Annotated in this window: 17 protein-coding genes; all 17 read left to right on the forward strand. The window is 60.6% G+C overall.

Annotation, left to right across the window (positions count from 1 at the left end; translation table 11 throughout):
• Nucleotides 1–168 precede the first annotated feature (168 nt).
• The 17 genes from VW35_RS13000 (at nucleotide 169) to VW35_RS13080 (ending at nucleotide 18,877) form a co-directional block, all read left to right on the forward strand.
• The gene (locus VW35_RS13000) at nucleotides 169–711 is read left to right on the forward strand and encodes an outer membrane protein (RefSeq protein WP_046143479.1); all 543 of its coding nucleotides are present in this window, start codon (nucleotides 169–171) and stop codon (nucleotides 709–711) included.
• 351 nt (nucleotides 712–1,062) lie between these two features.
• A complete protein-coding gene (locus VW35_RS13005; protein WP_046143480.1) occupies nucleotides 1,063–1,428 on the forward strand; it encodes an NADH-quinone oxidoreductase subunit A in 366 nt (121 codons plus the stop codon).
• Entirely contained in the window at nucleotides 1,419–2,000 is a 582-nt protein-coding gene (locus tag VW35_RS13010; protein ID WP_046143481.1) for a NuoB/complex I 20 kDa subunit family protein, read from the forward strand. The genes VW35_RS13005 and VW35_RS13010 overlap by 10 nt, the downstream gene beginning before the upstream one ends.
• An 8-nt stretch (nucleotides 2,001–2,008) precedes the next feature.
• Nucleotides 2,009–2,647, forward strand: coding sequence for an NADH-quinone oxidoreductase subunit C (locus VW35_RS13015; RefSeq protein WP_046143482.1), 639 nt, complete (start codon nucleotides 2,009–2,011; stop codon nucleotides 2,645–2,647).
• The gene (locus VW35_RS13020) at nucleotides 2,647–3,837 is read left to right on the forward strand and encodes an NADH-quinone oxidoreductase subunit D (RefSeq protein ID WP_046143483.1); all 1,191 of its coding nucleotides are present in this window, start codon (nucleotides 2,647–2,649) and stop codon (nucleotides 3,835–3,837) included. The genes VW35_RS13015 and VW35_RS13020 overlap by 1 nt, the downstream gene beginning before the upstream one ends.
• On the forward strand, nucleotides 3,837–5,159 hold the full coding sequence (gene nuoE / locus VW35_RS13025; protein ID WP_046143484.1) for an NADH-quinone oxidoreductase subunit NuoE: 1,323 nt from the start codon (nucleotides 3,837–3,839) through the stop codon (nucleotides 5,157–5,159). The genes VW35_RS13020 and nuoE overlap by 1 nt, the downstream gene beginning before the upstream one ends.
• Nucleotides 5,159–6,466, forward strand: a complete 1,308-nt coding sequence (gene nuoF, locus VW35_RS13030; RefSeq protein ID WP_046143485.1) for an NADH-quinone oxidoreductase subunit NuoF — start codon at nucleotides 5,159–5,161, stop codon at nucleotides 6,464–6,466. The genes nuoE and nuoF overlap by 1 nt, the downstream gene beginning before the upstream one ends.
• A 4-nt stretch (nucleotides 6,467–6,470) precedes the next feature.
• On the forward strand, nucleotides 6,471–8,573 hold the full coding sequence (nuoG, locus tag VW35_RS13035; protein ID WP_046143486.1) for an NADH-quinone oxidoreductase subunit NuoG: 2,103 nt from the start codon (nucleotides 6,471–6,473) through the stop codon (nucleotides 8,571–8,573).
• A gap of 9 nt (nucleotides 8,574–8,582) precedes the next feature.
• Nucleotides 8,583–9,680 carry an NADH-quinone oxidoreductase subunit NuoH gene (gene nuoH, locus VW35_RS13040; RefSeq protein ID WP_083982760.1) on the forward strand — a complete coding sequence of 366 codons (1,098 nt, stop codon included), beginning with the start codon at nucleotides 8,583–8,585 and terminating at the stop codon, nucleotides 9,678–9,680.
• Nucleotides 9,680–10,168, forward strand: a complete 489-nt coding sequence (gene nuoI / locus VW35_RS13045; RefSeq protein WP_046143487.1) for an NADH-quinone oxidoreductase subunit NuoI — start codon at nucleotides 9,680–9,682, stop codon at nucleotides 10,166–10,168. Before nuoH ends, nuoI begins: the two co-directional genes overlap by 1 nt.
• Before the next feature lie 11 nt (nucleotides 10,169–10,179).
• Nucleotides 10,180–10,788, forward strand: a complete 609-nt coding sequence (locus VW35_RS13050) for an NADH-quinone oxidoreductase subunit J (protein ID WP_046143488.1) — start codon at nucleotides 10,180–10,182, stop codon at nucleotides 10,786–10,788.
• A 15-nt stretch (nucleotides 10,789–10,803) separates the two neighbouring features.
• A complete protein-coding gene (gene nuoK, locus VW35_RS13055; protein WP_046143617.1) occupies nucleotides 10,804–11,112 on the forward strand; it encodes an NADH-quinone oxidoreductase subunit NuoK in 309 nt (102 codons plus the stop codon).
• A 4-nt stretch (nucleotides 11,113–11,116) separates the two neighbouring features.
• Complete coding sequence (gene nuoL / locus VW35_RS13060; protein ID WP_046143489.1) at nucleotides 11,117–13,264, forward strand: NADH-quinone oxidoreductase subunit L; 2,148 nt, start codon at nucleotides 11,117–11,119, stop codon at nucleotides 13,262–13,264.
• Nucleotides 13,264–14,847: an NADH-quinone oxidoreductase subunit M gene (locus VW35_RS13065; protein ID WP_046143490.1), complete on the forward strand. Its 1,584-nt coding sequence runs from the start codon at nucleotides 13,264–13,266 to the stop codon at nucleotides 14,845–14,847. Before nuoL ends, VW35_RS13065 begins: the two co-directional genes overlap by 1 nt.
• A gap of 9 nt (nucleotides 14,848–14,856) precedes the next feature.
• Nucleotides 14,857–16,302: an NADH-quinone oxidoreductase subunit NuoN gene (gene nuoN / locus VW35_RS13070; RefSeq protein WP_046143491.1), complete on the forward strand. Its 1,446-nt coding sequence runs from the start codon at nucleotides 14,857–14,859 to the stop codon at nucleotides 16,300–16,302.
• On the forward strand, nucleotides 16,303–17,133 hold the full coding sequence (locus tag VW35_RS13075; protein ID WP_046143492.1) for a biotin--[acetyl-CoA-carboxylase] ligase: 831 nt from the start codon (nucleotides 16,303–16,305) through the stop codon (nucleotides 17,131–17,133). It begins immediately after the preceding gene.
• Between the two features lie 70 nt (nucleotides 17,134–17,203).
• On the forward strand, nucleotides 17,204–18,877 hold the full coding sequence (locus tag VW35_RS13080) for a ribonuclease J (RefSeq protein ID WP_046143618.1): 1,674 nt from the start codon (nucleotides 17,204–17,206) through the stop codon (nucleotides 18,875–18,877).
• The last annotated feature ends 4 nt before the right edge of the window (nucleotides 18,878–18,881 follow it).

Genomic DNA, 18,881 nt, shown 5'->3' on the forward strand with positions numbered 1-18,881 from the left:
GGCTCCCTGATTAAGGATTCGAAAAGCTCTGTGGTCAAATGTGTGTTGTGTTCGCCACACAAAGGCAAAAGGCGCCTTGAACAGCCGATGTGAACGCTGGTTCCCATTGCTAGGACAAATCGCCTCTGTCAGGTTGCTTCTACCAACGGATTCTTTCGAGGGCTAAAAATGCTTCGTACTCTTCTTCTCGGCGCTTCGATCGCCGCTCTTGGTACCGCTGCCGCTTCGGCCGCTGACCTCATCATCCCGACCACTCCCGAGCCGATCTATGAAGCTGCTGGCTTCGATTGGGAAGGTCTCTACGTCGGTGCCCGTTTCGGCGGTCAGTCGTACAACAGCGTCGGCATCGGCCACGTTGGTCTCGCCGCTGGCGTTAACTTCGTTCCCGTCGACCCGCTGCTGCTCGGCATCGAAGTCACCGGTGACTGGCTCTGGGGCAATGGCGTGAACGCTGGCGAATACTTCGCTAACCTCCGCGCTGGCGCCATCCTTACCGACTCGGTTCTCGTCTACGCTATCGGCGGTGTTGGTGGTTACTCCGGCAACGGTTTCTCCGTTGGCGAATACCAGCTCGGTGGTGGTGTTGAATTCGCTGTTACCGACGCTGTCACCGTCCGCGGTGAAGTTGTTGGCCTCGGTGATTTCGACGGCGCCAACGATGCCTTCTTCGAAGGCGTCAAGGGCACCGTGGGCGTGTTCTACCACTTCTAAGATCGTATAGGCGGACAATTGTTCCGTCCGATCTGAAAGTTCAGGCGGCGAGTCGATTTTCGGCTCGCCGTCTTTGCTTTTGTGCTTTGCTTATCAGGCGCTGCGCACACTACAAATTGGATCATAAGCGCGAAGATTGACCTCTGAGGACAGCTTCCGCAGGCGCATTCTTCCGACGGCCACCCAGATCGATATATGATCTTTCTGATCATATTTTCTTTCCCTTGAAACCGTTTGGGGGAAGGTCTAAGCCCTAGCCATCAACAGACGCGGTGGTCGGCTCGCCCCAATTGCTTGCTCGCCTCGCGCATCGCCGGCCCCTCCCGGTTGGCTCGAACCTTAGGCTGCCGCATGACTGACTTGCTCAGCAATTACTTGCCAATCCTTCTGTTTATCGGTCTTGCCGCCGTGATCGGTGCCGCGCTTCTGGTGGCACCGTGGCTGGTCGCATATCGCCGTCCGGACCCCGAAAAGCTTTCCGCGTTCGAGGCGGGTTTCGATGCGTTTGACGACGCGCGCATGAAGGTCGATGTCCGATTCTACCTCGTGTCGATTCTCTTCATCATATTCGATCTCGAAGTCGCTTTCCTCTTCCCGTGGGCGGTCGCATTCCACGATGTGGGTTGGTTCGGCTTCTGGTCGGTCATGGCCTTCCTCGGCGTGCTGACGGTTGGCTTTATTTATGAATGGCGCAAAGGAGCTCTGGAATGGGATTGAGCCCCTCCAACGCGACGCTCGTGACACCTCGTCCGACTGGCGCGCTCGACCCTGCTACCGGCAAGCCTGTTGGCGCCGACGATCCGTTCTTCATGGGCGTCAACAACGAGCTGGCCGACAAGGGTTTTCTCGTCACCACCGTGTCGCAGCTCATCACCTGGGCGCGCACCGGCTCGCTCATGTGGATGCAGACCGGACTTGCCTGCTGCGCGGTTGAAATGATGCAGATGTCGATGCCGCGTTATGACGTCGAGCGCTTCGGTACCGCGCCGCGCGCCTCGCCGCGCCAGTCGGACGTTCTGATCGTTGCCGGCACGCTGACCAACAAGATGGCCCCGGCGCTGCGCAAGGTCTACGACCAGATGCCAGAGCCGCGCTACGTTATCTCCATGGGCTCCTGCGCCAATGGTGGCGGCTATTATCACTATTCCTATTCGGTGGTGCGTGGCTGCGATCGCATCCTGCCCGTAGACGTCTATGTCCCGGGCTGCCCTCCGACCGCTGAAGCGCTTCTTTACGGCATCTTGCTGCTGCAAAAGAAGATTCGCCGCGACGGCACGATCGAGCGATAGGGCCTAGCATGACCGACACCGTTGAAACCGTCGAGCCCGTCGTTCCGGTCCATCCGCTGGTTGCGCTTGGCGAGCATATCGCCACTTCGCTTGGCGACGCTATTGAAGGCTATGAAAATGCCTTTGGCGACCTGACCCTGTCCGTGCGGCTCCAGTCTATCGTCGAGGTTGTCACTTTCCTTCGTGATGACCCGAAGTGCCGCTTCATCGCTTTTCTCGATGTCTGTGGCGCAGACTATCCGTCACGCGAATTCCGCTTCGACGTCGTCTACCACTTCCTTAGCCCGCATCTTAACCAGCGCATCCGCCTCAAGGTGCAAACCGACGATTCGACGCCTGTGCCGTCGATCACCGGCGTCTTCCCTGGTGCCGACTGGTTCGAGCGCGAAACCTACGATCTTTACGGCGTACTCTTTTCCGGTCACCCGGACCTTCGCCGTATCCTGACGGACTATGGTTTCGATGGGCATCCGCTGCGCAAAGATTTCCCACTGACCGGCTTTGTCGAAGTGCGCTACGACGAAGAGCGCCGCCGCGTCATATATGAACCGGTGTCCCTGCCACAGGAATTCCGCTCGTTCGATTATTTGTCGCCTTGGGAAGGGACGGACTACGTGCTGCCCGGCGACGAGAAGGCGAAGAACTGATGTCAGAAGTCGACGTCCGCAATTTCACAATCAATTTCGGCCCGGTTCACCCATCGGCCCACGGCGTTTTGCGTATGATTCTCGAGCTCGACGGCGAGCTTGTGGAACGTGTCGATCCGCATGTTGGCCTTTTGCATCGCGGCACCGAGAAGCTGATTGAATACAAGACCTATCTGCAGGCCTTGCCCTATTTCGATCGCCTCGATTACGTCGCGCCGATGAACCAGGAGCACGCCTTCGCGCTCGCCGTCGAGCGGATGCTTGACGTTGAGGTGCCGCGGCGCGGTCAGCTCATTCGCGTGCTCTATGCCGAAATCGGGCGTCTTCTGGCGCATCTGATGAACGTAACCACTCAGGCCATGGATATCGGCGCGCTGACGCCGCCGCTCTGGGGCTTTGAGCAGCGCGAAAAGCTCATGGTCTTTTATGAGCGCGCTTCCGGCGCCCGTATGCACGCGGCCTACTTCCGGCCGGGCGGGGTCCATCAGGATCTTCCCCAGGCTTTGGTCGACGATATCGGTGTCTTCTGCGACGAGTTCCCCAAGGCGCTCGACGATATCGATACGCTTCTCACAGAAAATCGCATCTTCAAGCAGCGCAACGTCGATATCGGCGTCGTGCCGCTCGAGGAAGCTTGGGGCCGTGGTTTCTCCGGCGTCATGGTGCGCGGTTCGGGCGCCGCATGGGATTTGCGCAAGTCGCAGCCATACGACGCCTATGCCGAGATGGATTTCGACATCCCGACCGGCTCGAACGGTGACTGCTATGATCGCTACCTCGTGCGCATGGAAGAAATGCGCCAGGCGAACCGGATCATGAAGCAGTGCGTTGAAAAGCTGAATGCTCCGGACGGCAAGGGTCCGGTGTCTTCGGTCGACGGCAAGGTCGTGCCGCCAAAGCGCGGCGAGATGAAGCAGTCGATGGAAGCGCTGATCCATCACTTCAAGCTTTATACCGAAGGCTACAAGGTGCCCGCCGGCGAGATTTACGCCGCTGTCGAGGCGCCCAAGGGCGAGTTCGGCGTCTATCTGGTGTCCGATGGCACCAACAAACCTTATCGCTGCCATATCCGCGCTCCGGGCTTTGCCCATCTGAGCGCCATGGATTGGCTCTGCCGCGGCCACATGCTAGCCGACGTCACGGCGATCCTTGGGTCGATTGATATTGTGTTCGGAGAGGTTGATCGCTGATGAGCGTGCGACGCCTTGCAGACGAGTCGGTCCAGCCGGCTAGTTTCGCCTTTACTGATGCCAACCAGGCCTGGGCCGAAAAGCGCATCGCGCTCTATCCGGCCGGTCGTCAGCAGTCCGCTGTGATTCCGCTGCTAATGCGCGCACAGGATCAGGACGGCTGGGTTTCCCGCGCGACCATCGAAAAGGTCGCCGAGATGCTTGGCATGCCCTATATCCGCGTGCTGGAAGTCGCGACCTTTTATACCCAGTTTCAGCTGCAGCCGGTCGGCTCGCGGGCTCACGTGCAGGTCTGCGGCACGACGCCGTGCATGCTGCGCGGGGCAGGGGAGCTTATCGAGGTCTGCAAAAGCAAGATCCACCACGAGCCGCATCATCTAAACGGCGATGGCACGCTCTCTTGGGAAGAAGTCGAATGCGCTGGCGCTTGCGTCAATGCACCGATGGTGACGATCTATCACGACACCTACGAAGACCTGACTGCAGGTCGCCTCGAAGAAATCATCGACGCGTTCCACGCCGGGCGGGGTGACACCATCAGGCCGGGCACGCAGATCGAGCGCCTTAATGCGGCTGCCGAAGGTGGCCAGACGACTTTGCTCGAAACGCCGACGGCAAAGCGCGAAAGGTTCGTGCCGCCCGCTCCGCCGGAAGGTGCTGCGCCCCCAGATGCGCCTGCTTCGGCTGCGCCAGCGGCGAAGTCGCCCGAGCCGACCACGGCGAGCCGCCCCAAGGACGTGTCCGAAGAGTCCGCTCCGGCTCTCAAGGGAACGCCTCAGGAAGCCAAGGTTTCTCGTGCCAAGGCCGAGGGCGAGCGCAAGGCTGCGAGCGCCGCCGCCAAGGCCGATGGCGAGCCCAACAAGGAAATGCGTCCGAACGCAACCGGCGCGGAATCCGACGCCAGCAAGATCGACGGTGGCAAGGCTCCGGGCAAGGCGACCGCCTCAGCCGCTCCTGCCGGCGCGACTGCAACCGATGTTCCCAAGGAAGAGCCGGCCAAGGTTGCTGCGCCTGCCGAGGGTCTGAGCCCGACGGCCGAAACAGGTGGTCCGGTGCCGATCTTCCAGCGTCCGGAAGGCCCGGCCGATGATCTGAAGCTGATCTCGGGCGTCGGTCCGGTGATGGAAGGCAAGCTCAACAGCGTCGGCATCATCAAATGGAGTCAGGTCGCTGCCATGACGCCCGAGGAGATCGAGCGTCTTGAATCGAGCCTGAATTTCCGTGGTCGCGTCGCGCGTGACAACTGGCTGGCCCAGGCCGAAGTCCTCGCCCGCGGCGGCATCGAAGAATATCGCAAGGTGTTCGGGAAGGACCCGCGCTAATGCTCGCTGATAAAGATCGCATCTTCACCAACCTCTATGGCCAGCACGACTGGCGCCTTGAAGGCGCGCGTGCACGTGGTTCGTGGGTTGGCACCAAGGAATTTCTCGATCAGGGCCGCGATTGGATCACAAACGAGGTCAAGGGTTCGGGTCTGCGCGGCCGTGGCGGCGCCGGCTTCCCGACTGGTCTTAAGTGGAGCTTCATGCCCAAGGTCAGCGATGGCCGCCCGCATTATCTCCTCGTCAACGCCGACGAATCTGAGCCCGGCACGTGCAAGGACCGCGAGATTCTGCGGCACGATCCTCATCACCTGATCGAAGGCTGCCTGATCGCCTCGCGCGCCATGGATGCGCATCTTGCGTTCATTTATGTCCGCGGCGAATTCATCCGCGAACGGCAGCGCCTCGAGGAGGCCGTTCAGGAAGCCTACGACGCCAAGCTGATCGGCAAGGACAATATCCACGGCTGGGACCTTGATATCATCGTCCATCACGGTGCCGGCGCTTACATCTGCGGCGAAGAAACCGCGCTGATGGAATCGCTCGAAGGCAAGAAGGGCCAGCCGCGTCTCAAGCCGCCATTCCCGGCTGGCATGGGCGTTTATGGCAACCCGACCACCGTCAACAATGTCGAATCCATCGCCGTCGTCCCCGAAATCCTGCGTCGCGGCGCTGGCTGGTTCTCCTCGATCGGTCGCCCGAACAATGTCGGCACCAAGCTGTTCATGGTCTCTGGCCACGTAAACAAGCCGGCGACTTTCGAAGAATCCCTTGGCGAGTCGTTCAAGGACATTATCGAAAAGCATTGCGGCGGCATCCGTGGCGGTTGGGACAATCTCCTGGCGGTCATTCCCGGTGGTGCATCTTGCCCGGTCGTCCGCGGCGAAGACATGATGGATGCCATCATGGATTTTGATGGCATGCGCGAGAAGAAATCATCGTTCGGCACCGGCGGCATGATCATCATGGATAAGTCGACCGACATCATCCGGGCCATCTGGCGCATCGCGGCTTTCTTCAAGCATGAAAGCTGCGGCCAGTGCACGCCGTGCCGCGAAGGTACCGGCTGGATGATGCGCGTCATGGAGCGCATGGTCGAAGGCCGTGCCCAGAAGCGCGAAATCGACATGCTCTTCTCGGTGACCAAGCAGATCGAAGGCCACACCATCTGCGCCCTCGGCGACGCTGCCGCCTGGCCGATCCAGGGCCTGATCCGCAACTTCCGCGACGTCATCGAAGCGCGGATCGATCAGTATACTTATTCGTCCACCAGCGACGGCGCGGTTCCGTCGATCGCTGCGGAGTAGGGAAATGGCTTCTATCAAAGTCGACGGCACGCTCGTCGAAGTCCCTGACTACTACACCCTCATGCAGGCCGCGGAAGCAGCCGGCGCCGAGATCCCGCGCTTCTGCTACCACGATCGTCTTTCGGTCGCGGGAAACTGCCGTATGTGCCTCGTCGAAGTGAAGGGTGGTCCGCCAAAGCCCCAGGCCTCCTGCGCCATGTCGGTCAAGGACCTGCGTCCCGGCCCGAATGGCGAACCGCCCGAAATGTTCACCAACACGCCCATGGTCAAGAAGGCCCGCGAAGGCGTGATGGAATTCCTGCTGGTCAACCACCCGCTCGACTGCCCGATCTGCGATCAGGGCGGCGAGTGCGACCTCCAGGATCAGGCCATGGCCTACGGCGTAGATAAGTCGCGGTTCCACGAAAACAAGCGCGCTGTCGAAGACAAATACATCGGCCCGCTGGTCAAGACCTCGATGAACCGCTGCATTCACTGCACGCGGTGCGTCCGCTTCACCACCGAAGTCGCCGGCATTTCCGAAATGGGCCTGCTCGGTCGCGGCGAAGACGCCGAGATCACCACCTATCTCGAAAAGGCGCTGTCGAGCGAGCTCCAGGGCAATGTCATCGATCTCTGCCCGGTTGGCGCCCTGACCTCGAAGCCCTATGCCTTCAACGCCCGGCCGTGGGAGCTGAACAAGACCGAATCCATCGATGTGATGGATGCCGTCGGTTCAGCAATCCGCGTGGATAGCCGTGGCCGCGAAGTCATGCGCATCATGCCGCGCGTCAATGAAGCCATCAACGAAGAATGGATCTCGGACAAGACCCGCTTCATCTGGGATGGCCTCAAGAACCAGCGCCTTGACCGGCCTTACGTTCGAAAGAACGGCAAGCTCCAGGCCACGAGCTGGGACGAGGCCCTCGGTGCCGTTGCTGCTCGTATCAAGAAGGCCGGCAACAAAGTCGGCGCGATCGCTGGCGATCTCGCCGCGGTGGAGGAAATGTACGCGCTCAAGGGGCTTCTGGCTTCCATCGGCTCGGGCATGACCGACGTGCGTCCCGCCATGTCGGGTATCGACCCCTCGATGCCGCGATCGGCCTATATCTTCAATCCGACCATTGCCGGCATAGAAGACGCAGACGCCATTCTGATTATCGGCGCCAATCCGCGCAAGGAAGCCGCACTTATCAATGCGCGCATCCGCAAGACCTGGCGCGCCAAGAACATCCCGGTTGGCGTGATCGGCGAACGCGCCGACCTCACCTACACCTATGATTATCTCGGCGAAGGTTTTGAGACCCTGGCTGACGTTGCCGCCGGCAAGGGCTCCTTCGGCGAAATCCTCGCCAAGGCCCAGCGTCCGATCATCATCGTCGGCGAAGCTGCTGTCTCGCATGCTAATCTCGGCAAGCAGGTGGGTCGCGACGTTATCGCGCTCGCCTCCAAGCTGGCCAACGGCGCTAATGTCGCCGAAGGCTGGAACGGCTTCGCGCTGCTCCATAACGCGGCTAGCCGCGTTGGTGGCCTCGATATCGGCTTCGTCCCGCATGACGGTGGCGTTTGCTCGGCTGACCAGATCGCTCTGGCCGGCAAGGGCGAACTCGACGTCCTGTTTCTGCTCGGCGCCGACGAATACGATATGTCCGCCATGGGCAAGGCCTTCGTCGTCTATATCGGCTCGCACGGCGACCAGGGCGCACATCGCGCCGACGTCATCCTGCCGGGCGCGGCATATACGGAAAAGTCGGGCACCTATGTGAACACCGAAGGCCGCGTGCAGCAGACTGCTCGTGCCGTATTCCCGCCGGGCGATGCCAAGGAAGACTGGACCATCATCCGGGCGCTCTCGGGCGCCATCGGTAAGCCGCTGCCTTACAATTCGCTCGCCCAGTTGCGTTCGGCGATCTATGCCGAATTCCCGCATCTGGCGCGCGTAGACGAAATCGAAGCAAGTGACTTTGCTGCGCTCACGACCTATGCGAATGCAACGATCATGACCAAGTCGGCACCCTTCGGCTCGGCCGTTGCCGATTTCTATCTCAGCAACCCCATCGCACGCGCCTCGGCCGTCATGGGCGAATGCGCCGCGCTGGCTGCCGGTCTTCGGCAGGCGGCGGAGTAGGGGACCATAATGGACGCTTTTCTTTCGGCCCTCGACTATTTGCTGGGCATTCCGGTCCTTGGGCTGGGCGTGCAGATCGGCTTTATCTACAAGGCGCTGCTGCTCCTCGTAGTGCTCCTCGTCTTTACGGCCTTTATTCTTCTCGCCGACCGTAAGGTCTGGGCCGCGGTCCAGATGCGCCGCGGCCCCAACGTCGTCGGTCCCTTCGGTCTCTTGCAGTCCTTTGCCGACCTTTTGAAGTTCGTCTTCAAGGAGCCGATCATTCCGGCCGGTTCCGACAAGGCCTTGTTCCTGCTCGCCCCGCTCCTCACCGCGACTCTCGCGCTCGGCGGCTGGGCTGTTGTCCCGATCGACAATGGCTGGGCGATGGCGAACATCAATATCGGCATTCTCTACCTGCTCGGTATTTCCTCTCTCGGCGTTTATGGCGTCATCATTGGCGGCTGGGCCTCGAACTCGAAGTACCCTTTCTTCGGCTCGCTCCGTGCTGCCGCACAGATGGTGTCGTACGAAGTCTCGATCGGCCTCGTCATCATCACCGTGCTGCTCTGCGTCGGCTCGCTGAACCTGAATGACATTGTGGTCGCCCAGACCCAGATGGGCCTCGCCCATACCCTTGGCGTGCCGTGGCTTTCGTTCCTCAACTGGTTCTGGCTGCCGCTCTTCCCGATGTTCGTGGTGTTCTACATTTCGGCTCTCGCTGAAACCAACCGCCCGCCATTCGATTTGGCGGAAGGCGAATCCGAACTCGTCGCCGGCTTCATGACCGAATATTCGGCCACCCCCTACATGCTCTTCATGCTGGGCGAGTACATCTCGATCCTTCTCATGTGCGGCATGACCGTGATCCTCTTCATGGGCGGCTGGGCCTCGCCGATCGATCTGCCGCCGTTCACCTGGATTCCGGGTTCGATCTGGTTCTTCATCAAGCTTACGCTTGTCTTCTTCATGTTCGCGATGGCCAAGTCCATCGTGCCCCGTTACCGCTATGACCAGCTTATGCGGATCGGTTGGAAACTGTTCCTGCCGCTCTCGCTCGTGATGGTCGTGATTGTTGCCTTCGTCCTCAAGCTCACGGGCTGGGGTTGGCACGGAGGGATCGCCTGATGCGCGCCAGCCAGTTCGTCAATACGCTGATCATGAAGGAGTTCGTTTCGGCCTTCTTCCTGGCCATGCGCTACTTCTTCAGCCCCAAGCCGACGATCAACTACCCCTTCGAAAAGGGACCGGTGTCGCCGCGTTTCCGGGGTGAGCACGCGCTCCGCCGTTATCCCAATGGCGAAGAACGGTGCATTGCCTGCAAGCTGTGCGAAGCCATCTGTCCGGCTCAGGCCATTACCATCGAAGCCGGTCCGCGCCAGAACGACGGCACCCGCCGCACCGTGCGCTATGACATCGATATGGTGAAGTGCATCTATTGCGGCTTCTGCCAGGAAGCCTGCCCGGTCGATGCCATCGTCGAAGGCCCGAATTTCGAATTCGCAACTGAAACGCGCGAAGAGCTCTACTTCTCGAAGGAAAAGCTCCTGGCAAACGGCGATCGTTGGGAGCGTGAAATCGCCTCCAACCTTGCGGCCGACGCGCCTTACCGCTGAGAGGGAAGAGGATGACCCTTCCATTATTCTTTTTCTACGTCTTCGCGGCGGTAGCAGTCGTCTCGGCCTTCATGGTCATTTCGGCGCGCAATCCCGTGCACGCGGTGCTGTTTCTCATCCTGACCTTCGTCAACGGCGCAGGTCTCTTCATGCTGGCCGGTGCCGAGTTCCTGGCACTGATCCTGATCGTCGTCTATGTCGGCGCCGTGGCCGTGCTGTTCCTCTTCGTCGTGATGATGCTCGACATCGATTTCGCCGAAATGCGTCAGGGCATGCTGCAATACGCTCCCGTCGGCATTCTGGTGGGTGTCGTGCTGCTACTCGAGCTGCTGCTTGTTGCCGGTAGCTTCTTCATCTCGCCGGATGTGGTGAGCGGGTCTGGCCTGCCGATCGATGCCACCATGGACAATACGCGCCAGCTCGGCCTTGTGCTTTACACGCGCTACTTCTTCCTCTTCCAGACCGCCGGCGCCGTGCTTTTGGTCGCCATGATCGGCGCCATCGTGCTCACGCTGCGTCATCGTTCGACGGCGAAGCGGCAGAATCCGGTGGATCAGGTGGCTCGCCGGGCCAGCGAGACGCTTAAGGTGGTCAAGGTCAAGAGCGGTCAGGGGCTATAGGGGTTTATCATGGGCTTGGAAATCGGGCTCGGTCACTACCTGACCGTTGCTGCAATCCTGTTCACGCTTGGCGTGTTCGGCATCTTTCTCAACCGCAAGAATGTCATCGTCATCCTGATGTCGGTCGAATTGATCCTGCTTGCGGTCAATCTCAATCTGGTGGCCTTCTCTGCGCATCTCAATGACCTTCAGGGTCAGGTCTTTGCGCTGATGATCCTCACCGTGGCTGCCGCCGAGGCTGCCATCGGTCTGGCTATCCTCGTTATCTTCTACCGCAACCGTGGGTCGATCGCGGTTGAAGACGCCAATGTGTTGAAGGGCTAGGACTATGGGTCTGACTGTTCAGGCGATTGTCTTCCTGCCCCTCATCGGGGCACTTGTTGCAGGCCTTCTGGGCCGCTCGATCGGTCATCGGCCGAGCGAATTCATTACCTCTGGCCTCCTGATCATCGCGGCCGTTTTGAGCTGGATCGTCTTCATTCCCATGGCCTTCGGCGATGGTCTTGTCGGCGCGGTCGGCGATGGCCACGCCGCAGTCCTCAAGGTCGAGGTGATGCGCTGGATCCAGGTCGGCGACATGGATCTGCGCTGGACCCTGCGGGTCGATACGCTCACCGCCATCATGCTGGTGGTCGTCAATACCGTGTCGGCGCTCGTCCACGTCTATTCGATCGGCTACATGCACGAAGATCCGCACCGCTCGCGCTTCTTCGCCTACCTCTCGCTCTTCACCTTCGCCATGCTCATGCTGGTGACGGCGGACAATTTCCTCCAGATGTTCTTCGGCTGGGAAGGCGTGGGCCTCGCGTCCTACCTCCTCATCGGCTTCTGGTATACGCGCCCCTCGGCGACGGCTGCCGCAATGAAGGCATTCATCGTCAACCGCGTCGGTGACTTCGGCTTCGCCCTCGGCATTTTCGGTGCCTTCATGGTGCTCGGCCATATCGATTTCGACGGTGCCTTCCAGGCTGCCGACGAATTCGCGACCACCGGTCTGCCGGTCATCCGGTTCCTCAACTGGAACCTTGATGCGATGACGGTCATCTGTCTGCTTCTCTTCATGGGCGCCATGGGTAAGTCGGCGCAGTTCCTGCTGCACACCTGGCTTCCGGACGCCATGGAAGGTCCGACCCCGGTATCAGCGCTCATTCACGCCGCAACCATGGTTACCGCCGGCGTCTTCATGGTCGCCCGCCTATCGCCGCTCTTTGAACTCTCGCAATTCGCGCTGACCGTAGTCATCGTCATCGGCGCCATCACGGCTTTCTTTGCCGCGACCGTTGGCCTCGTGCAGAACGATATCAAGCGCGTCATCGCCTATTCCACCTGTTCGCAGCTCGGCTACATGTTCGTCGCGCTTGGCACCGGCGCTTATTCCGCCGGCGTCTTTCACCTCTTCACCCACGCCTTCTTCAAGGCGCTGCTGTTCCTCGGCGCCGGTTCGGTCATCCACGCGATGCACCATGAGCAGGACATGCGGAACATGGGTGGCCTTCGCAAGAAGATCCCCATCACCTATGCGATGATGATGATCGGCACGCTGGCGCTGACCGGCGTCGGCATCCCGGGCACAAGCCTTGGCTTTGCCGGTTTCTTCTCCAAGGACTCGATCATCGAAAGCGCCTATGCTTACGGTGGCAATGTCGGCAGCCTCGCTTTCTGGCTGCTCGTCATCGCGGCTCTCTTTACGAGCTTCTATTCCTGGCGCCTCGTGCACCTGACGTTCCACGGCTCGCCGCGCGACGCTCAGCACGCTCATACCGCGCATCCGGACCCGGCCCATGCCGATGCCGAAACGCACCATGAGCCGATCGACGACAGCAATGCCGACGATCATCATGCTCATACCCATGCCGCGCATGCCCATGATGACCATAGACATGGCCACCATGGCTCGGCCTATGACAATGCGCATGAATCGCCAAATGTCATGCTCGTGCCGCTCTATGTTCTGGCGGCTGGTGCTGTGCTTGCCGGTGTCGTGTTCTACGGCATGTTCTTCCATGAGGTTGAACATATCGAACACTTCTTCGCCGGCTCGATCGTCGTCGATCACGAGATCATCGAAGCTGCGCACCACGTGCCGCTTTGGGTCAAGTGGAGCGCCACGATCTCCATGATCATCGGCTTCGTCGCCGCCTGGTACATGTATATCCGGCGCCCCGACGTGCCCGGCAAGCTGGCAGCGACCAATCCTGGCCTCTACCAGTTCCTCCTCAACAAGTGGTATTTCGACGAGCTCTACAACACGATCTTCGTGCGCCCCGCGCTCTGGATCGGCCGTGCCATCTGGCATGGGTTCGATGATTGGCTGGTCGACGGAAAGATCGCGGAAGGCCTCGGCCGCCGCGTTCAGAACGTCACCTCCTGGGTCGTCAGGCTCCAGTCCGGCTACCTTTACCACTATGCCTTCGCCATGCTGATCGGCATCGCGGCACTGCTCACCTGGGCCATCACGGCCGGGGGTCTGATCTGATGAACTTCGAGAACTCTATCCTCACGATCGTGACCTTCCTGCCGCTCCTCGGCGCGGCGCTGGTTCTGGTCACCCCCAAGTCGGCCGTGAATGCCATCCGCTGGACGGCGCTGGCGACGACCCTTGTCACTCTGGCGCTCTCGCTTTGGATCTGGTCGGCGTTCGATCCGTCCAATCCTGGCTTCCAGTTCGTGGTCAATTACCCCTGGCTCGGCGACAGCATCGGCTATCGCGTCGGCGTCGACGGCATTTCGGTGCTCTTCGTCGTCCTGTCGGCGCTCCTCATGCCGTTCTGTATCCTCGCGAGCTGGGAGGCGATCGAGAACCGCGTCAAGGAATACATGCTGGTCTTCCTGATCCTGGAAGTCCTGATGATCGGCGTGTTCACCACGCTCGACCTTGCCATGTTCTACGTCTTCTTCGAAGGCACCCTGCTGCCGATGTTCTTGATCATCGGTATCTGGGGCGGCAAGCGCCGCATCCAGGCGAGCTACAAGTTCTTCTTCTATACATTCATCGGTTCGGTCCTGATGCTCCTGGCCATCATGGCCATGTATTGGAACGCTGGCACGACCGATATCTCTCGCCTCCTGACCCATCAGTTCCCGGAAAGCATGCAGATCTGGCTCTGGTTGGCCTTCTTTGCTTCCCTCGCGGTCAAGATGCCCATGTGGCCGTTCCACCGCTGGTTGCCTGAGGCGCACGTCGAGGCGCCGACTGCTGGTTCGGTGATCCTGGCGGCGATCCTCCTCAAGCTTGGCGGTTATGGCTTCCTGCGCTTCAGCCTGCCGATGTTCCCCGACGCTTCTGCGCAGCTTTCGAACTTCGTCTTCGTGCTGTCGGTCGCTGCCATCATCATCACCTCCTTGGTGGCGCTGGTGCAGACCGACATCAAGAAGCTGATCGCTTACTCGTCGGTCGCACATATGGGTTTTGTGACCATAGGCATCTTTGCCGGCAATGCGCTCGGCATCCAAGGCGCCATGTTCCAGATGCTCTCGCACGGCCTCGTTTCAGGCGCGCTCTTCCTTTCGGTCGGCGTCATTTATGATCGCATGCACACCCGTGACATCGAGGCCTATGGTGGTCTTGTCGAGCGCATGCCCCAATATGCCTTCGCCTTCATGGTGTTCACCATGGCGAACGTCGGCCTTCCGGGCACTTCGGGCTTCGTGGGTGAATTCCTAACCATGCTCGGCGTCTTCCAGGTCAATACCTGGGTCGCGTTCGGCGCCGCCTTCGGCGTGATCTTCTCGGCTGGCTATGCCCTCTGGCTTTACCGCCGCGTCGTCTTCGGTGCGCTCACCAAGGAATCGCTCAAGGGCATCCTCGATCTGAGCTTGCGTGAAAAGATCGTGCTTTATCCGCTGATCGTCCTGATCATCGTCTTCGGCTTCTATCCTTCGCCAATCCTCGATACCACGGCGGCCGCGGTCGACAATCTCGTTGCCCACTATTCGGCTTCGGTTGGTCTCGACCCGGCCGTCTCCCTTGCCGATGCAAGGGCACCCCTTGAATATGCCGCGCCCACGGGCGAGGCCCAGCCGGCCGCTGAACACGCGGCCGAGCCTGCTGCGCACTAGGAGAGCGACGTGAACTCTGACATCGTTGATTTCGCAAGCGTCGCGCCTGCCTATCCCGAACTCGTCGTGGCGATCGGCGCCCTGGTCCTTGTGGTCCTGGGTGTCGCCATCAACAAGGAACGCTCAAGCCTCATCTCCTGGCTCGGCGTACTCATCCTCGTTGCCGCCGGCGCCGTGGCGCTGCTCAATCCGTCCGATGGCGTGCTCTTCAACGGCGTCTTCATCGCCGATGCTTTTGCGCGCTACATGAAGCTGCTGGTCCTCGGCGGTGCAGCACTCTCGCTGATCCTCGCCATGCCCAATTCCGAGGCCAATGGCGTTCATAAGTTCGAATATTCGATCCTGGCTGTCCTCGCGACTCTTGGCATGATGATCATGGTTTCCGCCAATGATCTGATGAGCCTTTATGTCGGCCTCGAGCTGCAGTCCCTGGCGCTTTACGTCATGGCCGCCATCAAGCGCGACGACAGCCGTGCGACGGAAGCGGGGCTCAAATACTTCGTGCTCGGTGCGCTATCCTCAGGCATGCTGCTCTATGGCGCCTCGCTCGTTTATGGCTTCACCGGCCACACCAATCTGACCGAGATTGTCGGCGCCATCGCCATGGAAGGCCGTTCGGTCGGCCTCGTCTTTGGCATGGTGTTCCTGCTTGCCGGCGTCGCCTTCAAGATTTCGGCCGTCCCGTTCCACATGTGGACGCCCGACGTTTATGAAGGTGCGCCGACCCCGGTGACGGCCTTCTTCGCCATGGCGCCCAAGGTCGCGGCGATGTCGATGATGATCCGGCTGGTCATGGACACATTCCAGCCGATTACGTCGGACTGGCAGCAGGTCATCGTCTTCCTCTCGATCGCCTCCATGGTTCTTGCCGCCTTCGCCGCCATCGGCCAGAAGTCGCTCAAGCGCCTCATTGCCTATTCCTCGATCGGCCATGTGGGCTTTGCCCTGGTCGGCCTCTCCTCGGGCACGCAAGTGGGCGTCGAAGGCGTGGCCATCTATATGGCGATCTATGTCACCATGACAGTCGGCCTTTTTGCCTGCATCCTCTCGCTGCGCAACGAGAACGGCTATGTCGAAACCATCGATGACCTTGCCGGCGCTGCCCAGACGCGGCCATTTGTGGCCGCCATCATGGCCATCCTGATGTTTTCGCTGATCGGGATGCCGCCGCTTGCCGGGTTCTTCGCCAAGTGGCACGTCTTCCTCGCGGCAATCGAAGCCAACCTCTATGTCCTCTCGGTCATCGGCGTTCTGGCTTCGGCGGTCAGCGCCTATTATTACCTGCGGGTGGTCAAGACGATGTATTTCGACGAGCCCAAATCGACCTTCATAGCGGTGCCGAACGAATTGAACATCATTCTTGGCGTCAGCGCGTTCCTTGTCGTCACCTACTACTTCAGCGTCGGCAGTTCGCTGACAAGCTGGGCGCATACCGCGGCCGGAAGCCTGTTCTAGGTGGCTGAGTTTTTGCTTGGGCCCAGGGCCCGGTCTGCCGGTTATCGGCTGGCCGGGTTCGATGAAATCGGGTCCACCAATTCAGAAGCGCTCGCGGCAGCGGCCGCGGGCGATCCGGGCGGCATCTGGTTTGCAGCACTCAAGCAAACCGCAGGCCGGGGCCGGCGGGGCAGGGCTTGGGAAAGTCCCTCGGGAAATCTTGCGGCCAGCCTGCTTGTCATTCCAGACGCCGATCCCAATATTCTGGCGACGCTCGGTTTTGTCGCCGGCGTTGCTATGCAGAACGCATTCGCCCAGATCCTGCCCCGGGGCGCGGTCCGCATCGGCATAGATGGCGCCGATGCCCTCAACGGCGCCGGTCGTGTAGCCCTCAAGTGGCCTAACGACGTTCTTGCCGATGGCGCCAAGATTGCCGGCATTCTTCTTGAAATGGGCAAGACCGTCGACGGCCGCCACGCGATCGTCATCGGCATCGGCGTCAATGTTATTGCTGCGCCGACAGGTTTGCCTTATCCCGCGACAAGCCTGCGCGATCTCGGATATGAGCGGCGCGCCGAGGATGTATTCGAGGCCCTTGCCGAAGCTTGGGTCGATGCCTTTTCGCTCTGGGCGGAAGGCGCGGGGATCGGCGCCATTCTTAGTCAATGGCGGAATTCGGCTGCGGGCATCGGTGCCCCGGTCGCTGTCGCGCAGGACGGCGTCGTCCGGCGCGGAATTTTCGAAACCATCGATTCTACCGGTCGATTGGTCATGCGCGACGATGAAGGCGCGCGGATCGTGATCACGGCAGGCGATGTGCATTTTGGGGCAACGGCCAGCGCCCGGAGCTGACCACAACATCTGCGTGACGACCAGCGACCAAAGATCGCCAGGCGCCGCGCGCAAAAAGGAAAAGAAACCCATGGCTCAGAACCAAAGGGATGAACTTGTCTTCGTACCGCTCGGGGGCGTCGGCGAAATCGGCATGAATATGGGGGCCTATGGCTTTGGCCCCGCAAAGTCCCGGAAATGGATCGTCGTCGATTGCGGCGTCAGCTTCGGCGGGCCGGATCTGCCGGGCATCGAACTCATCATGGCCAATCCCGAATTCCTCGAGGAAAATGCCGATGACGTTCTTGCCCTGATCCTCACCCACAGCCACGAAGACCATTATGGCGCGGTGCTCGATCTCTGGCCCGTCTTCGACAAGCCCGTCTATGCGACGTCGTTCACCGCGGCCATGCTTGCGGCCAAGCGGGCAGGGGACGGCATCGTCGAAAACGTCGACGTGCGGATCATGCGCCCCGGCAAGCCGTTTGAACTGGGACCCTTCACCGTTGAGGCGATCAACGTCGCCCACTCGATCCCGGAATCAAACAGCCTGCTGATTTCGACACCCATCGGCCGCGTCCTGCACACCGGCGACTGGAAGCTCGATCCGACGCCCGTCATCAGTGCGCCGACCGATATCGCGCGTTTCCAGGCCATCGGCGCCGATACCAGCACGCCGCTGGCGCTGGTGTGCGATTCGACCAATGCCCTCAAGGATGGCGAGAGCCCGAGCGAAGCCGAGGTCGGCGCCACGCTCGCCGCACTTATCGCCGAAGCGCCCCACCGCGTCGCGGTGACGACCTTTGCGTCCAATGTCGGTCGTGTGGTCTCGATCATTCGCGCCGCCCATCAGGCGGGCCGACAGGTCGTGCTCTCGGGCCGGTCGCTCCACCGCATCATGGGCATCGCTAAGGAACTCGGCATGCTCGAAGGCCTTCCGCCCTATTTCGATCAGGACGCCTATAAGACCGTTGCGCGCGACAAATGCGTGCTGATCTGCACCGGCAGCCAGGGCGAAGCCCGCGCCGCCATCGCTCGCATTGCGCGCGGCGAACACCCGGTGATCGATCTTAATGCCGGCGATCGCATGATCTTCTCGTCCTGGGCGATCCCAGGCAACGAGCGCGAAGTCATCGATATCCAGAATCTCCTGATCGACAAGGGCGTCGAAGTCATCACCGCCAATGATGGCCTCGTGCACGTGACCGGTCACCCGCGCCGCGAGGAACTACGCCGGCTCTATGAATGGGTGAAGCCGCAGGTGCTCGTGCCCGTTCATGGTGAAGCGACCCACCTTGCAGCGCATGCCAAGCTTGGTCGCGAGCAGGGCATTCCCAATGTCTGCGAGGCGCGCAACGGCGATCTCGTTCGCCTCTTTCCCGAGCCCATGGCCTTCCCTGCCGAAGTCCGCACCGGCGAACTTTATCTTGATGGCCTAGTGCTCTGCTCGCCTGAAGAGAGCGGCGTTAAGGGGCGTCGTCGCCTTTCGTTCGGCGGCATGATCATCGTTTCCCTCGCCGTCAATTCAAGCGGTCAGGTGGTCTCGGGCCCGGACTATGTGGTTGAAGGTCTTCCTGAAACCGAAGATGAATCGATCGTCGAGCTCATCGAAGATACCGTCACCGGCACCATCAAGAGCCTGCCCAACAAGCGCCGGTCGGATCCCGATGTCTTCAGTTCGGCGCTTTTCAAGGCTATCCGCAACGAAGTGAACGCCTTCTGGGGCCGCAAGCCCAACGTGAACGTGTTCGTCCACAGGGTGTGATGCC

It is taken from the genome of Devosia soli (assembly GCF_000970455.1).
In the GTDB taxonomy this organism is placed as follows: Bacteria; Pseudomonadota; Alphaproteobacteria; order Rhizobiales; family Devosiaceae; genus Devosia; species Devosia soli.

What these genes read in the sequence shown, in the direction of transcription:
- nuoH (WP_083982760.1), top strand. Translation starts at nt 8,583, where the DNA reads ATGGACGCTTTTCTTTCGGCCCTCGACTATTTGCTGGGCATTCCGGTC.
- VW35_RS13020 (WP_046143483.1), top strand. Translation starts at nt 2,647, where the DNA reads ATGTCAGAAGTCGACGTCCGCAATTTCACAATCAATTTCGGCCCGGTT.
- VW35_RS13005 (WP_046143480.1), top strand. Translation starts at nt 1,063, where the DNA reads ATGACTGACTTGCTCAGCAATTACTTGCCAATCCTTCTGTTTATCGGT.
- nuoG (WP_046143486.1), top strand. Translation starts at nt 6,471, where the DNA reads ATGGCTTCTATCAAAGTCGACGGCACGCTCGTCGAAGTCCCTGACTAC.
- VW35_RS13000 (WP_046143479.1), top strand. Translation starts at nt 169, where the DNA reads ATGCTTCGTACTCTTCTTCTCGGCGCTTCGATCGCCGCTCTTGGTACC.
- VW35_RS13010 (WP_046143481.1), top strand. Translation starts at nt 1,419, where the DNA reads ATGGGATTGAGCCCCTCCAACGCGACGCTCGTGACACCTCGTCCGACT.
- nuoI (WP_046143487.1), top strand. Translation starts at nt 9,680, where the DNA reads ATGCGCGCCAGCCAGTTCGTCAATACGCTGATCATGAAGGAGTTCGTT.
- VW35_RS13050 (WP_046143488.1), top strand. Translation starts at nt 10,180, where the DNA reads ATGACCCTTCCATTATTCTTTTTCTACGTCTTCGCGGCGGTAGCAGTC.
- nuoL (WP_046143489.1), top strand. Translation starts at nt 11,117, where the DNA reads ATGGGTCTGACTGTTCAGGCGATTGTCTTCCTGCCCCTCATCGGGGCA.
- nuoF (WP_046143485.1), top strand. Translation starts at nt 5,159, where the DNA reads ATGCTCGCTGATAAAGATCGCATCTTCACCAACCTCTATGGCCAGCAC.
- VW35_RS13015 (WP_046143482.1), top strand. Translation starts at nt 2,009, where the DNA reads ATGACCGACACCGTTGAAACCGTCGAGCCCGTCGTTCCGGTCCATCCG.
- nuoE (WP_046143484.1), top strand. Translation starts at nt 3,837, where the DNA reads ATGAGCGTGCGACGCCTTGCAGACGAGTCGGTCCAGCCGGCTAGTTTC.
- VW35_RS13080 (WP_046143618.1), top strand. Translation starts at nt 17,204, where the DNA reads ATGGCTCAGAACCAAAGGGATGAACTTGTCTTCGTACCGCTCGGGGGC.
- VW35_RS13065 (WP_046143490.1), top strand. Translation starts at nt 13,264, where the DNA reads ATGAACTTCGAGAACTCTATCCTCACGATCGTGACCTTCCTGCCGCTC.